This is a genomic window from Sphingomonas sp. TF3, from assembly GCF_003985085.1.
In the GTDB taxonomy this organism is placed as follows: Bacteria; Pseudomonadota; Alphaproteobacteria; order Sphingomonadales; family Sphingomonadaceae; genus Sphingomonas.
This window is the reverse complement of record NZ_RWKS01000018.1, coordinates 14,634-28,201: the sequence shown is the minus strand read 5'-3', so window position 1 is coordinate 28,201 and position 13,568 is coordinate 14,634. Positions and strand designations below refer to the sequence as shown.

The following is a 13,568-nucleotide window of genomic DNA, read 5'->3' as shown; positions in this document are numbered from 1 at the left end:
CAGCCGCGGAAGGGTGAGGGTGATGCGCCTCTACCACAACCAGCCCTCCGGCACCGTGGCGCGCGCCCGTGACCTCCGCCGCACTGCGACGGAGGCCGAAAAGCGCCTCTTCCGCGCGCTGCGCGAAGCATTTCCGGCGCTGAAATGGCGGCGGCAAGTCCCGGTCGGCCCGTATTTTGCCGACCTGCTGAGCTTTGGAGCGAAACTGGTGATTGAAGTGGACGGCGGGCAGCATAGCGAAGCGCAAAGCTACGACGCTGCACGTACGCGTCACATCGAAGACGAAGGCTATCGCGTGCTGCGCTTCTGGAACAATGACGTCATGACCAACACGGACGGCGTCATCGCGCAAATCTCCCTCTCCCTGCGGGAGAGGGAAGGGGCCCATGCGCAGCATGGGAAGGGTGAGGGTGAGCGCAAGAAAAAGGGCGCGCCGACCGCGGTCGACGCACCCTCACCCTTCCGGCCCTTCGGGCCTCCCTCCCTCTCCCAAAGGGAGAGGGAGAAATGACCTTACTTCTCTTCTTCGAACGTCACGGCGACGTCGGCGTTCGCGCTCAGGCGTACGACACCATTCTCGACATCGGCGACCAGGCCGAGCGAGATGAAGTGGTGGTGCCCTTCATGGGCGCTATGCCCTTCGTTGATCAGCGCGCCCGAATCCTTCTTGGTCAGCTTGATGCGGCCGCCCTGGACGTGGTCTACCGTGCCGACATGGACGCCGTCGGCGCCGATGACTTCGGCATGTTCCTTGATCTGCGATGCGTCGACCATTTGGGTAGCTCCTTCGTTACGGTTGCGTGTTCCAAACGCATGCCTAGCGCTTTGGATGCACGGAGGCTTGTATGATCCGATCATCACGCGCACGCACTTTTTCCATCCTCGCCGCCGCGCTGCTGCTCGCCGCCTGCGCGCATCAGGTGGCGAGTGCCGTGCAGCACACGCCCGATACGCCGGGCTTCCTGCTCGGCGTGTGGCATGGCTTCATCTTCCCGGTCGCCTGGGTGTTGTCGCTGTTTATGCCCGAGGTCGCGATCTACGCCGTGCCCAATCAGGGCGGCTGGTATGATTTCGGCTATTTCATCGGCGTGGTATTCTTGGGCGTCGGCGCGAACCGCTCGCGCACCGTCTATGTCGAGCGGCGGATCCGCCGGTGACCGCATCGATCGCCATCATGTATGCCGTCTCGGCACTGTTCACCGCGATCGGCCTTGCGCTGCTGCTCGCGCTGCTGCGCCCGGCGAGCGAGAGCAAGGTCTATGCCTACCGCATGATCGGCACGATGGGTCTGGCGCTCGGTGCCGCGCTCGCCATGTCGGCGACCGCGATGTGGCGTTGGAGTCTGGCGGCGTGAACGCATTCCCTTTTCGAATTTCAAAGCTTTAACCCCTCAAAATCGAACGTACCGGAGTAACCCCATGTCCCTCACCGAAGCCCGCAAGCAGTACAAGCCGTTCGAATACCCCTGGGCGTTCGATTTCTGGAAGCGCCAGCAGCAAATCCACTGGATGCCCGAGGAAGTGCCGTTGGGCGAGGATTGCCGCGACTGGGCGCAGAAGCTCAGCGACCATGAACGCAATTTGCTGACGCAGATTTTCCGCTTCTTCACCCAGGCCGATGTCGAGGTGCAGGATTGCTATCACGAGAAATACGGCCGCATCTTCAAGCCGACCGAGATCAAGATGATGCTGGCCGCGTTCAGCAACATGGAGACGGTGCACATCGCCGCCTACAGCCATCTGCTCGACACGATCGGCATGCCCGAGAGCGAATATGGCGCCTTCCTCGAATATAGCGAGATGAAGGACAAGCATGATTATCTGCAGACCTTCGGCGTCGATTCGGACGAGGACATCGCCAAGACGCTCGCCATGTTCGGCGGCTTTACCGAGGGGCTGCAGCTCTTCGCCAGCTTCGCCATGCTGATGAACTTCCCGCGCTTCAACAAGATGAAGGGCATGGGGCAGATCGTCACCTGGTCGATCCGCGATGAATCGCTGCATTGCGAGGGCATCATCAAGCTGTTCCACACCTTCACCAAGGAGCGCGACTGCCTGACCAAATCGGTGCGCAGCGACATTATGGACATGTGCCAGCACACCGTGCGGCTGGAGGACAATTTCATCGACCTCGCCTTCGAAATGGGCCCGGTCAACGGCATGACGCCCAAGGAAATCAAAAAGTACATCCGCTACATCGCCGATTGGCGGCTGGGGCAATTGGGCATGAAGCCGATCTACATGATCGACGAACACCCCCTCCCCTGGCTCGCGCCGATGCTCAACGGGGTGGAACACGCCAACTTCTTCGAACAGCGCGCCACCGAATATTCCAAGGCCGCGACGCGCGGCAATTGGAACGAAGTGTGGGACGGCTTCGACAAGCGCCAGAAGGCGAAGGTCGGGGTTGGGGCTGCCGTTGCGAATGAGGATGCGGGCGACGGCGGGGATATGTTTTCGCGCGCTGGGGTTGCGGCGGAGTAAGCGTGTTCAAGCTCTTCTCCTTATTTCCGAAGAAAGCACCCCCGAGTATATCGGCGCATCCGCTGGATGGTCGCGATCCGGGCGAGTGTTACAAGACCATGATGGCCGAACGAACCGAGCTAACTAAAGCTCGCCGCGAGGCTGAAGATAATCTAATTAAGACTGTAGTTCAAATTACAGCGACTCTTGTAGCACTTATCGCGGGATTCTTAGTACAAACGAGCGTCGCAATCGAGCCCAATCTGATTCCTATATTAGCCGCTGCTATTATATTATTTATCTTGGCTTTGGTATGTGGGCTTTTGGAAAATATTTTCTCGTCAATGGCGTACAAGGCTCAGCTGGACCTCGTTGAAAAATTTTACACAAAGCAAATAATCACTTTCGCCGAACCGAAGGCAAATTACTGGGTTAGGGGATGCCAGTTTGCTTCGTTCGGTACTTTTGCGTTAGCACTGATAATGTTGGGCATTTTTGCCGTCGATGAAGCAGGAGTGAAAAGCCATGCCAAATCCGCCACCACCGCCCCCTCCTCCGCCTCCGCCACCGCCACCTCCTCCCCCACCGCCACCTCCTCCCCCACCGCCGCCGCGTCCCAATTTCGGAGACGCGATGCACAGTTCGGTAACGAAGTCGGCAGCCCCGACAATGCCGCCCCCGCCACCGAAAAAAGGCGGATAGAATAACTTCGAAGTTGGGATTTAAGGGTGAGAGGGTACCTATCACATCGTCTCACCGGGGCCTTAGATCATTCGATGCCCGTCGTTTTCCGCCACAACGGCTACCGGTTCTTCTTCTACTCCAACGAAGGCGATCCGCTCGAGCCGGTTCATGTCCACGTCTTCAAGGACGGGGCTGAAGCCAAGTTCTGGCTTCAGCCCGAAGTGAATGTGGCGTACAATAGCGGCTTCAACGCGCGGACGCTGGCGATGCTCAGCCGCATCGTCGCCGAACGCAGCGCCGAGATCGAAAGCGTATGGCATGACTATTTCGCCTAAGGCCACCCAAGTTCGCTTCGATGCCGACCAGATGTGGGTCGAGCTTGAGGACGGTCGCACGCTCGGCGTCCCGCTCGCCTGGTTTCCGTGCCTGTTGGGTGCCAGCCCCGCCGATCTCGGTGAGGTTCAGATCAGCCAATACGGCCTGCATTGGGAAAGGCTGGACGAGGATATTTCGATCGCGGGCTTGCTGGCCGGGCGCGGCGATCGGACGATGTTTCCAAAGAACCGGGCTGCCTGATCCCCTTCGCGACCGCTACCGCCCGCCCCTATCCTCACGGAATCAACCGCGCGGCTCGCAACTCGCGGAACAAGTCGAAAAACGCATCGTCGGTCGGCTGATAGGCCAGAAACCCCATCCGTCGACTCTTCGACATGTCGGTGACCACTTCGATCGGCCGCCCGAGATCGGCATCGGTATGCCAGGGCGAGGCCAGCCGCGCCAGATCGGGTTCGGCCAGCCCATCGCGCTCCGCAATGCTGCGCCACACCGCTGCATCGTCCGCCATTTGCTGTTCCAGCGGCAGCACGGTGCCGTCGAACGGTGCGGGTTCGAGACCGAACCATTCGGCGATCCGTCCCCACATCCAGCTCCAGCGGAAGACGTCGCCATTGACGATGTTGAAGTCCTGATCGGCCGCCGCGGGGGTCTCCGCCGCCCACAGCAATTGCCGCGCGAGCTGGCGCGCGTCGGTCATGTCGGTCAGCGAGTTCCATTGCGCAGCGGAGCCCGGAAAGCGGAACGGCCGCCCAAGTTCGCGGCACAGCGTCGCATAGACCGCCAGCGTCGTGCCCATGTTCATGGCATTGCCGACGGCCTTGCCGATCACGGTATGCGGGCGGTGCACGCTCCAGGTGAAGCCGTCGCGCGCGGCGGCGGCGAACACTTCGTCTTCCTGCGCATAATAGAAATTGTCGACGTCGAGCCGCCCTTGCTCCTCGCGGAACGGCGTTTGCGGCAGCGCGCCTTTGCCATAGGCCTCGAACGGCCCGAGATAATGTTTGAGCCCGGTGACCAAGGCGACGTGGCGCGGCCCGGTGGCACCGCGCAGCGCGTCCAGCAGATGGCGCACCATCGCGGCGTTGACGCGGATGTTCTCGGCTTCGCTATCCTGCCGCAGCCAGGTGGTGATGAACACCGCATCCGGGCGCAGATCGGCCAGCGCGGCTTGCGTCGCGGCGGCATCCTGCAGGTCGGCGGCGACGGGCAGCACACCGTCCTGCTGCGTGGGCCGCCGCGCGAGGCCGTGTACGCGCCAGCCACGATCGACCAGCAAGGTCGCCGTCGCGCTGCCGACAATCCCGCTCGCGCCCACTACCAATGCCGTCTTGGTCATCATTGTCTCCGAAAGATTTGGAAACAGGCACGGCAAGCGCGCCCGATGCGGCGTTAGCGCAGCGCGCGCCGCATTGTTCCGTCCGCAATCGTCCGCGCGGTCAGTTCTTCATCCGCCAGCCGGTCTTGAAGATCCACGAGATCACGCCGAGGCACGCGACCAGGAACACCGCCGTCACGCCGAGGCTTACGCCCACCGACACATCGCCTTTGTCGAAAAACGCCCAGCGAAAGCCGCTGACCAGATAGACGACCGGGTTGAACAGGCTGACCGTGCGCCATGGCTGTGGCAGCATGTCGATCGAGTAGAACGCCCCGCCGAGGAAGGTGAGCGGGGTGATGAGCAAGGCGGGTACGAACGATAGCTGTTCGAATCCCTTGGCCCACACCCCGATGATGAAGCCGAACAGGCTGAATGCCACACTGGTCAACACCAGAAAGGCGAGCATCGCAAAGGGGTGGACGATCTGCAGCGGCACGAACAACGCCGCAGTCGCCAGAATGATGAGCCCGAGCACGATCGACTTGGTCGCCGCCGCGCCGACATAGCCGACCACCATCTCCATCGCCGATACGGGCGCGGACAGCAATTCGAACACCGTGCCGGTGAATTTCGGAAAATAGATGCCGATCGAGGCATTGGAGATGCTCTGCGTCAGCAGCGACAGCATGATGAGGCCGGGCACGATGAAGCTGCCATAACCGACGCCCCCGACGGTGCTGATCTTGGAGCCGATCGCGCCGCCGAACACGACGAAATAGAGCGAGGTGGTGATGACCGGGGTGACCAGGCTCTGCCACAGCGTGCGCAACGCGCGCGCCATCTCGAAGCGGTAGATTGCCCAGATGCCGTGGAGGTTGATCGCGGGAGCCTTGCTTGCGGCGGCGCTCAAATTGCTCACGCGCCTACCCTCCCCACAACCGTTCGTGCTGAGCTTGTCGAAGCATTGCCCGCAACGACCGTCGCGCTGGTGGCGAGCGGTGCTTCGAGAGGCTCAGCAAGACCGGAAACAAGGTGTGTTTGGTCGCTCATGCCGCGTCCTTCCGCTCGACGAGGTCGACGAAAATGTCCTCGAGCGAGCTCTTATGCGTTTCGAGATCGCTATAGCCGATGCCAAGCTCACCCAGCTTGGCGAGCAGGATCGGAATATGCTCGTTTTCGGAATCGAAAGTGTAGACCAGCGTCTTCCCCTCGTCGTCGAGCGCGACCGACCAGCCATCCAGCCCGGACGGCAACGACACCATCGGCGTTTGCAGCGTGATCGCCATACGGCGCTTGCCGAGCTTCTTCATCAGCGCGGCCTTGTCCTCGACCAGGATGATACGGCCCTTGTCGATCACGCCGACGCGGTCGGCCATTTCCTCGGCCTCTTCGATATAATGCGTGGTCAGGATGATGGTGGTGCCCTTGGCGCGCAGGCGGTGGACGAGCTTCCACATGTCGCGGCGCAATGCGACGTCGACCCCGGCGGTGGGCTCGTCGAGGAACAGGATGTCGGGTTCGTGGCTCAGCGCCTTGGCGATCAGCACGCGCCGCTTCATGCCGCCCGACAGCTCGCGGATTTTGGCGTCGCGCTTGTCCCATAGCGACAAGTCGCGCAGCACTTGCTCGACATAGGCATTGTCGGGCGCGCGGCCGAACAGGCGGCGGCTGAACTTGACGGTGGCGAGCACCGTCTCGAACATGTCGACCGACAATTCCTGCGGCACCAGCCCGATCGCGCGGCGTGCGCTGCGGAAGTCCTTCTGCGCATCGTGCCCGAGCACGGTAACCGTGCCGGTGGACGGCGTGACGATGCCGCAGATGATCGAGATCAGCGTCGTCTTGCCCGCACCGTTTGGCCCGAGCAATGCGAAGATTTCGCCACGCCGAATATCGAGATTGACTGGCTCGAGCGCGCGCTGGCCCGAGGCATAGACCTTCGAGACCCCGGCAACCGATAAAACAACGTCCATGAAGCCCCCGTTCCTGCGCGCTAGGTAGGGGGCCCGCTGCGCTGCAACAAGCGGTCGGCGGTTATTTCCCCGCGCGCGCCTCGGCGACCGCTTTCTGCAATTCCTCCAGCGGCAAGGCGGAGGACACGACCTTGCTGCCGATCACCCAGCTTGGCGTGCCCGTCAGCCCGAGCGAGCGCGCGATCGTTTGATTTTGCGCGATTTCGGCGTCCGCCTTGGGGGCAAAGGCGGCCGCGCGCGCCTGATCGACGCCAGCGGTCTTCGCCGCTGCCGCGATGGTCTGTGGCGACACTTGCCCACCGGCATAGAGCGCATCGTGGAATTGCTGGAACTTGCCCTGGTCTGCGGCCGCCAGGCTCATCCGCGCGGCGTCGACGCTGCTTTGCGCCAGGATGGGAAATTCGCGGTAGACGATGCGAATCTTGGGATCGCTCTTCAGCAACGCCGCAATCGCGGGCAGGCTCGCCCGGCAATAGCCGCAATTATAATCGAAATATTCGACCAGGGTGACATCGCCCGCCGGATTGCCCGCCCAGGCGCTGCCAAACGGTTTGAGGATCGCATCGTGATTGCTGGCGATGGTGTCAGCATGGGCGCGGTCGCGCAGCCGGTCGAGCGCTTCGGGAATGATTTCGGGATGCGCCAGAACATAGTCATGCACCACGCCTTCGACGCGCGCGCGCTCCCCGGCCGCTGCGGGGGCCAGCCGTTCGATCCCGGCAAACGCCGCCGCGCCAAGGAGCGCCGCGATCAGCGCGGTCGCAAAAACAGTCCAGCTCAGGCGCATCAGCGTCGCTTCTTATATTTCTTGGGGTTGTCGTCCATCTCGTTCTGCGCCGAGAGGGCAATGTCCTGCGCGCGGATCCAGTCGACGCTATTGGGCGGCAGCCCCTGCATTGCGCCGCGCGCGCTATAGGCAGCGGTCCGGTGATCGCCGGTCAGGCTCGCTTGCTCGGCAGTGGCGAGCAAGGCGCGCGGCTGATCGCCCGAGGCCTCATACGCCGTGCCCAATTGATACCAGGCGAAGGGATTGTCGTCGTCGCGCGCCACCGCCTGGCGCAGCACCTTGATCGCCTCGGGATAATTGGCCCTGTCCTCGGTCGCGATTAGCGCATGGCCGAAGGTGGTCGCGATCAGCGGGGCGTTGCGCGACAGGTCGGTTGCCTCGCGCAACGGGGCCAGCGCTTGCCGGGGCTTGCCCGCTTCGAGCAGGATCTGCCCCTGAATTTCCAGGAAATAGGGGTCGTGCGGATCCGCCTTCAGCAATGCCGCTGCCTCCGCGTCGGCCTTTTCGGGATAGCCCGCTTTATGCCAGGCGTAAGCGCGCGCATAATGGGCGTACACACTCTGGTCTTGCTCGGGATAGACGTTCAGCGTGGTCTTGGGGTCGGCGACATAGCCAAGCAATTTGGCCTTCACGCGCTTGAAACGATCGTCCAGCGCAAGGTCGGGCTTGGCGTTGTAGAAGGGCGACGACGTCACGTCCGCCGTCAAGTTGGCGATGCGCTCGCCCGACAAGGGGTGGCTCTGCGCGAACGGATCGATGTTCTTCAACCCATAGGCATATTCTTCATTGGCCAGCTTCTTGAAGAAGCTCAGCATCCCCTTGCCGCTGATGCCCGATTCCCGCAGGAATTTTGCCCCCGTCGCATCGGCGGTCGATTCCTGCACGCGCGAGAAGGCCAGGAATTTTCCTTCGGCGGCAGTGGTGCCTGCCGACAGAATGCCCGCCCCCGCCTCGGGCGCACCCGCCGCGATCGCCGCGATGCCGAGCACCATGCTGAGGATCGAAATGCCCATTGCAGGACGCGCGCCCGCATCGATCAATACGACATGGCCATCGGCGACATGGCCCAGTTCATGCGCAATCACGCCCTGCACTTGATTGGCGTTGTCCGCCGCCTGGATCAGCCCGGAATTGACGTAAATTGTTTGACCGCCGGCGGTGAAGGCGTTGATCGAATCGTCGTTGATCAGCACGACCCGCACATTGTTGGGCGACAGGCCCGCCGCCAGGATCAGCGGGCGCGACATGTCGTTGAACATCGCTTCGGTTTCGGCATCGCGCAGGATCGACTGCGCCGCAGCCGGTTGGGCCCAGATCAGGAGGGAGGCCGCGAGTCCCGCGAAGAGCCGCTTCATGCCCGACCTATCGCCGAGTTTTCCGGCCGGGGCAACCGGCCTTGCGGTGCGGTGAAAGGGCGGAGCGGTAAGGCAAACCAACCGGCCCCTCGCCCACAGGCGAGGGGCCGGTCGTTGGTCACGCCCCGAAGGTACGCTGCCACCAGCCACGACGCGGGCTGCCGGCTTCGCCCGGATCGGGATCGATCGCGCGCGGTGCCGCGTCGCTCGCTGCCGCCGCAGACGAAGCCTCGTCCTGCGGTGCATCGGGTGCCGGAGCAGCAGGCTCCGCCACTGGTGCGACGCTCTGCGCTACCGGGGCTTCTTCTACCGGGGGCGTTTCCACTTCAACCGCTTCCACGGCTGCGGCCTTGGCCTTGCGGGTACGCTTTGCCTTTGGCTTGGGGGTGTCCTCCACCGGAGCTTCCACGACGGGTGCGGCTTCCGCCGGTTCGGCCGCCTCAACCGCCTTGGCCTTGGCACGCCGGGCGCGCTTCGGTTTCGCGGCCGGTTCGACCTCGCTTGCAGCTTCGACAGCCGGTTCGGCTTCCACCACCGCTTCGGCTACCGGAGCCGCCTTTGGCGCGGCATCGCGCGCACGCGGACGACGACGTCCCTTCTTCGGGGCCTCAACCTCGGGCTCGGCTTCCGCTTCGACCGCGACCGGCTCGGCTTCGACCAGCGCAGCGTCGACTACGGGAGCCTCGCCATCGGCCGCTTCGACAACCGCCTGCTCGCCCTCGCTGCGACGACCGCCACGGCGACCGCGACGGCCACGGCGACGACGGCCGCCTTCGCTGCCTTCGCCCTCTTCGGACGACACTGCGGCCGGGGTCTCGGCGTCTTCGCGCTCGGCATCCTGCTCCGACGCGTCCTCGTCACCACCGCCGTCGACGACGGCTTCGCCCTCGGCGGCACCCTCACCCTCGGGCCGGTTGCGACCGCGACGGCCGCGACGGCGCCGACGGCGACGCGAGCCACCGTCTTCTTCGCTACGCTCGGGCCGTTCGCCGCGCTCGCGCGGTTCGCGGGCAGCGCGCGGCTGCTCCTCTTCCTCGACCTCGTCCTCGATTTCGTCTTCGATCTCGTCCTCGACGAAATCTTCCTCGATCTCCTGGATCGGCGCTTCGAAGCGCGGCGTGTAAGCAGGCGGCGGGCCGGACACTTCGACCGACATGCGCGCGCCTTCCTGCTCACCGTCGGGCGCGACTTCGATCATCACGCCATAGCGTTCCTCGATCTCGGCCAGTTCCGCGCGCTTGCGGTTCAGCAGATAGAAGGCCGCTTCCTGGCTGGCGCGCAGCAGCAGCTGCGATCCGCGCCCCTGTGCGGCTTCATCTTCCAGCAGGCGCAATGCCGACAGACCCGAAGAGGAGGCGGTGCGGACGAAGCCGGTTCCCTCGCAATGCGGGCATGGCCGGGTCGACGCTTCGAGCACGCCGGTGCGCAAACGCTGGCGGCTCATTTCCATCAGGCCGAAGGACGAAATGCGACCGATCTGGATGCGCGCGCGATCGTTCTTGAGCGCTTCCTTCATCGCCTTCTCGACCTTGCGGACGTTCGAGCCGTTGTCCATGTCGATAAAATCGATCACGACCAGTCCGGCCATGTCGCGCAAGCGCAACTGGCGCGCGATTTCGGCGGCGGCCTCGAGATTGGTCGCGGTCGCGGTTTGCTCGATCGAATGTTCGCGCGTCGACCGTCCCGAGTTGATGTCGATCGACACCAAGGCTTCGGTCGGGTTGATGACGAGATACCCGCCCGATTTGAGCTGCACCACCGGGTGGTACATCGCCGACAATTGCTCCTCGACGCCCGCACGCTGGAACAGCGGCACGGGGTCGCTGTAATGCTTCACCTTGCGCGCATGGCTCGGCATCAGCAGCTTCATGAAGTCCTTGGCGTGGCGATAGCCTTCCTCGCCCTCGACGATCACTTCGTCGATGTCACGATTGTAGATGTCGCGGATCGCGCGCTTCATCAGGTCGCTGTCGCCATAGACCAAAGCGGGGGCCGAGGAGGACAGCGTCGTCTCGCGAATCCCGTCCCACAGCCGCGCCAGATAATCGAAGTCGCGCTTGATCTCAACGCGAGTGCGCTGCAGCCCGGCGGTGCGCACGATGCACCCCATTGAGGGGGGCAGCTTCATGTCGGCCATGATCGACTTCAGCCGCTTGCGGTCGCCCGCATTCGAAATCTTGCGGCTGATCCCGCCGCCATGCGACGTGTTGGGCATCAACACGCAATAGCGGCCAGCAAGCGACAGATACGTCGTCAGCGCCGCGCCCTTATTGCCGCGCTCTTCCTTGACGACCTGAACGAGCAACACCTGGCGGCGGCGGATGACGTCCTGGATCTTGTAGCGATGCCGCAAATTGGTGCGGCGCTCGCGCAGATCGTCGGCGGCATCGTCCGATGCGGTGCGCTTGCGACGACGGCCGCGCCCTTCCCCACCACGGCTTTCGCCCTCGGCGACGACTTCTACGTCGGGTTCGGCACCGCCATCATCCTCGAAACGCTCGATCGAGGCATCGTCGGCGACCGAATCGCGTTCGAAGCCGTCGTCTTCATGCTCGTCGTCGTGAAGATCGTCCTCGGCCTCCTGCTGGGCGCGCAACGCGGCTTCTTCCGCCGCATGCTCGGCCTCTTCGCGCAACAGCGCGTCGCGGTCTTCCTTGGGGATCTGGTAATAATCGGGGTGGATTTCGCTGAACGCCAAAAAGCCGTGGCGATTGCCGCCGTAATCGATGAACGCCGCCTGCAGCGACGGCTCAACGCGCGTCACCTTGGCCAGATAGATATTGCCTTTGAGCTGCTTGCGCTCGGCGGACTCGAAATCAAACTCTTCGATTCGGTTTCCCTTGACGACAGCAACGCGGGTTTCCTCCCGGTGCCGTGCGTCGATCAGCATACGCGTGGTCATGTATTATTCTCCGGTCGCGCGGCGCAGAGCCAAAGGGCGCTGGGCGCCGTGGCGCTGGCCGCGCGCGATCAATGAAAGTGGCCGATCCGGCGAGAGTATCGCCTGGCTCGATCACATGGTGGTTTACGAAAACTGCCTCTGCTCGCCCTGCACGCCCCGCCTTCCGGCCTTGGGCATTCCGCGCGCTCGCGATCCCGCCGGTGGAAACCGGGCGGTGCGAGGGGCGGAATACATACATCATGCGAACGTCAACCTGGATAAGCCGCGCCCAAGGAACATGAGGGGCGGCCAGATGGCCCTCGCCGCGGTCGATACTAGGCCGCGATCAGGAACTGTTTGATGCCTAGCACCCCCGCTCGCGCGCAGCAACCGGCACGTTTTTGCCGCCCGACCGGCAATTCTATGCCTACGACGAAATTAACCGCACCCCGAAAGGCTGTTTTGTCGTCTCCGGCCTAGTCCAGACGAATGAGCGCGACCTCCCGCCCTTTGGCAGCCCCTTTTCGCTTTACCGCGCCGCGGTCGCGACGGCATTACGGACGCGTGTCGTTCGTTTTCGCCTTGCTGGCCTGCTGGTTCGTCGGCGCTCCCGGTTGGGCGGCGTCGGTCGAGCGCGTCGAGGTCCAGCACGACCGGATCGTTGTGCGGTTCGATCAGCCGATCGCCGATGCGTCGAGCTTCGTGCTGGCCGCACCGCAGCGGATCGCGCTTGATCTGCAGGGCGCGACCCCCGGCGGCAAGATCGCCGCAGGCGGGCCTGTGTCCAGCGTGCGCCAGGGCGCGCACGGTGCCAACGGCACGCGCGTCGTGTTCGACCTTGCACGCCCGGCCCTCGTCACCGAAGGCGTGTTCGGTCGCGACGGACGCGAACTGACGCTCGAACTGCAGACCGTCGATGACGTCACCTTTGCGCGCGCGGCGGGCGAACGCCGACTGCATTTCCTGCCGCCGTTCAACATGGGGATCGTCCAAGCCCCCGCAACCTATGCCGTATCGGTGCCGATCCCGCCTGCGCCGCGCACGCCCGGATTGCCGCGCATCTATGGCGAGGATGACAGCCGTCCGCTGGTGGTGATCGACGCCGGACACGGCGGAGTCGATCCGGGTGCGATTTCGCCGATCGACGGTCGCCGCGAGAAGGACGTGACGCTGAAAATCGCCAAGGCGATCCGCGACGAACTGGTCAAATCGGGCCGGGTCCGTGTGGCGCTGACGCGTGAGGACGACCGTTTCCTCGTGTTGCAGGAACGCTATGGCATCGCGCGCAAATTGCGCGGCGACCTGTTCATCTCGATCCATTGCGACAGCGTCGGCTCCGGCAGCGCCAGCGGGGCATCGGTCTACACCCTGTCCGAAGTCGCGTCCGACAAGGAATCGGCCAAGCTGGCGGCGCGCGAGAACAAGGCCGACGTCATCGCCGGGGTCAATCTCGCGGCCACGTCCGCCGACATCTCCTCGATCCTGATCGACCTCACCCAGCGCGAGACGATGAACTCCTCGGCCAATTTCGCGCGGCTGCTCGGCCGCGAGGCGCAGCCGCTGATCCCGGTGAAACCCAATTTCCACCGCATGGCCTCGCTGATGGTGCTGAAAGCGCCCGACATGCCCTCGATCCTGTTCGAGACCGGCTATATCTCCAACCCGCGCGACGCCGACTTTATCGACAGCGCCGACGGCCGCCGCAAGATCGCGCAAAGCATCGAACGCGCGGTCGAGGTGCACTTCGCACGGCGGATGGCGTCGAACTGACC

General features: G+C 63.7%; 15 protein-coding genes. 8 read left to right on the top strand and 7 right to left on the bottom strand.

Going from position 1 to position 13,568, the window contains the following annotated elements; genetic code table 11:
* The first annotated feature begins 22 nt into the window (after positions 1 to 22).
* Positions 23 to 511, top strand: coding sequence for an endonuclease domain-containing protein (locus tag EJC47_RS15435; protein WP_126848808.1), 489 nt, complete (start codon positions 23 to 25; stop codon positions 509 to 511).
* A gap of 2 nt (positions 512 to 513) precedes the next feature.
* On the opposite strand, the gene EJC47_RS15430 is transcribed toward EJC47_RS15435, so the two are convergent.
* Positions 514 to 774 (bottom strand): DUF2171 domain-containing protein, encoded by a 261-nt coding sequence (locus tag EJC47_RS15430; protein ID WP_010407407.1) that lies wholly within the window; start codon positions 772 to 774, stop codon positions 514 to 516.
* Positions 775 to 845: 71 nt separating this feature from the next.
* Between EJC47_RS15430 and EJC47_RS15425 the strand changes: the two genes are divergently transcribed.
* The 6 genes from EJC47_RS15425 (at position 846) to EJC47_RS15400 (ending at position 3,722) form a co-directional block, all read left to right on the top strand.
* Entirely contained in the window at positions 846 to 1,157 is a 312-nt protein-coding gene (locus EJC47_RS15425) for a hypothetical protein (protein WP_126848807.1), read from the top strand.
* Positions 1,154 to 1,354: a hypothetical protein gene (locus EJC47_RS15420; protein ID WP_033965527.1), complete on the top strand. Its 201-nt coding sequence runs from the start codon at positions 1,154 to 1,156 to the stop codon at positions 1,352 to 1,354. The genes EJC47_RS15425 and EJC47_RS15420 overlap by 4 nt, the downstream gene beginning before the upstream one ends.
* Before the next feature lie 64 nt (positions 1,355 to 1,418).
* Positions 1,419 to 2,483 carry a ribonucleotide-diphosphate reductase subunit beta gene (locus EJC47_RS15415; RefSeq protein ID WP_126848806.1) on the top strand — a complete coding sequence of 355 codons (1,065 nt, stop codon included), beginning with the start codon at positions 1,419 to 1,421 and terminating at the stop codon, positions 2,481 to 2,483.
* A 2-nt stretch (positions 2,484 to 2,485) separates the two neighbouring features.
* Positions 2,486 to 3,169: a hypothetical protein gene (locus tag EJC47_RS21515; protein WP_312845350.1), complete on the top strand. Its 684-nt coding sequence runs from the start codon at positions 2,486 to 2,488 to the stop codon at positions 3,167 to 3,169.
* Between the two features lie 69 nt (positions 3,170 to 3,238).
* A complete protein-coding gene (locus EJC47_RS15405; protein ID WP_126848805.1) occupies positions 3,239 to 3,481 on the top strand; it encodes a DUF4160 domain-containing protein in 243 nt (80 codons plus the stop codon).
* Positions 3,465 to 3,722, top strand: a complete 258-nt coding sequence (locus tag EJC47_RS15400) for a DUF2442 domain-containing protein (RefSeq protein WP_126848804.1) — start codon at positions 3,465 to 3,467, stop codon at positions 3,720 to 3,722. The genes EJC47_RS15405 and EJC47_RS15400 overlap by 17 nt, the downstream gene beginning before the upstream one ends.
* A 34-nt stretch (positions 3,723 to 3,756) precedes the next feature.
* Here EJC47_RS15400 and EJC47_RS15395 read toward each other — a convergent pair whose 3' ends face one another.
* The 6 genes from EJC47_RS15395 to EJC47_RS15370 form a co-directional block, all read right to left on the bottom strand.
* Positions 3,757 to 4,818: an SDR family oxidoreductase gene (locus EJC47_RS15395; protein WP_126848803.1), complete on the bottom strand. Its 1,062-nt coding sequence runs from the start codon at positions 4,816 to 4,818 to the stop codon at positions 3,757 to 3,759.
* Between the two features lie 100 nt (positions 4,819 to 4,918).
* Complete coding sequence (locus EJC47_RS15390; RefSeq protein ID WP_409574489.1) at positions 4,919 to 5,710, bottom strand: ABC transporter permease; 792 nt, start codon at positions 5,708 to 5,710, stop codon at positions 4,919 to 4,921.
* 136 nt (positions 5,711 to 5,846) lie between these two features.
* Positions 5,847 to 6,773 carry an ABC transporter ATP-binding protein gene (locus EJC47_RS15385; protein WP_126848802.1) on the bottom strand — a complete coding sequence of 309 codons (927 nt, stop codon included), beginning with the start codon at positions 6,771 to 6,773 and terminating at the stop codon, positions 5,847 to 5,849.
* A gap of 61 nt (positions 6,774 to 6,834) precedes the next feature.
* Positions 6,835 to 7,560 (bottom strand): DsbA family protein, encoded by a 726-nt coding sequence (locus tag EJC47_RS15380; protein ID WP_126848801.1) that lies wholly within the window; start codon positions 7,558 to 7,560, stop codon positions 6,835 to 6,837.
* A complete protein-coding gene (locus EJC47_RS15375) occupies positions 7,560 to 8,915 on the bottom strand; it encodes a M48 family metalloprotease (protein WP_033963088.1) in 1,356 nt (451 codons plus the stop codon). The genes EJC47_RS15380 and EJC47_RS15375 overlap by 1 nt, the downstream gene beginning before the upstream one ends.
* Before the next feature lie 118 nt (positions 8,916 to 9,033).
* The gene (locus EJC47_RS15370) at positions 9,034 to 11,817 is read right to left on the bottom strand and encodes an Rne/Rng family ribonuclease (RefSeq protein WP_260591607.1); all 2,784 of its coding nucleotides are present in this window, start codon (positions 11,815 to 11,817) and stop codon (positions 9,034 to 9,036) included.
* 543 nt (positions 11,818 to 12,360) lie between these two features.
* Between EJC47_RS15370 and EJC47_RS15365 the strand changes: the two genes are divergently transcribed.
* Positions 12,361 to 13,566 carry an N-acetylmuramoyl-L-alanine amidase gene (locus EJC47_RS15365; RefSeq protein WP_126848800.1) on the top strand — a complete coding sequence of 402 codons (1,206 nt, stop codon included), beginning with the start codon at positions 12,361 to 12,363 and terminating at the stop codon, positions 13,564 to 13,566.
* Positions 13,567 to 13,568 lie beyond the last annotated feature (2 nt).

Excerpts from the sequence above, each read along its gene's own strand:
- EJC47_RS15400 (WP_126848804.1), top strand. The coding sequence starts at position 3,465 with ATGACTATTTCGCCTAAGGCCACCCAAGTTCGCTTCGATGCCGACCAG.
- EJC47_RS15395 (WP_126848803.1), bottom strand. The coding sequence starts at position 4,818 with ATGACCAAGACGGCATTGGTAGTGGGCGCGAGCGGGATTGTCGGCAGC.
- EJC47_RS15380 (WP_126848801.1), bottom strand. The coding sequence starts at position 7,560 with ATGCGCCTGAGCTGGACTGTTTTTGCGACCGCGCTGATCGCGGCGCTC.
- EJC47_RS15430 (WP_010407407.1), bottom strand. The coding sequence starts at position 774 with ATGGTCGACGCATCGCAGATCAAGGAACATGCCGAAGTCATCGGCGCC.
- EJC47_RS15370 (WP_260591607.1), bottom strand. The coding sequence starts at position 11,817 with ATGACCACGCGTATGCTGATCGACGCACGGCACCGGGAGGAAACCCGC.
- EJC47_RS15415 (WP_126848806.1), top strand. The coding sequence starts at position 1,419 with ATGTCCCTCACCGAAGCCCGCAAGCAGTACAAGCCGTTCGAATACCCC.
- EJC47_RS15435 (WP_126848808.1), top strand. The coding sequence starts at position 23 with ATGCGCCTCTACCACAACCAGCCCTCCGGCACCGTGGCGCGCGCCCGT.
- EJC47_RS15375 (WP_033963088.1), bottom strand. The coding sequence starts at position 8,915 with ATGAAGCGGCTCTTCGCGGGACTCGCGGCCTCCCTCCTGATCTGGGCC.
- EJC47_RS15405 (WP_126848805.1), top strand. The coding sequence starts at position 3,239 with ATGCCCGTCGTTTTCCGCCACAACGGCTACCGGTTCTTCTTCTACTCC.
- EJC47_RS15425 (WP_126848807.1), top strand. The coding sequence starts at position 846 with ATGATCCGATCATCACGCGCACGCACTTTTTCCATCCTCGCCGCCGCG.
- EJC47_RS15385 (WP_126848802.1), bottom strand. The coding sequence starts at position 6,773 with ATGGACGTTGTTTTATCGGTTGCCGGGGTCTCGAAGGTCTATGCCTCG.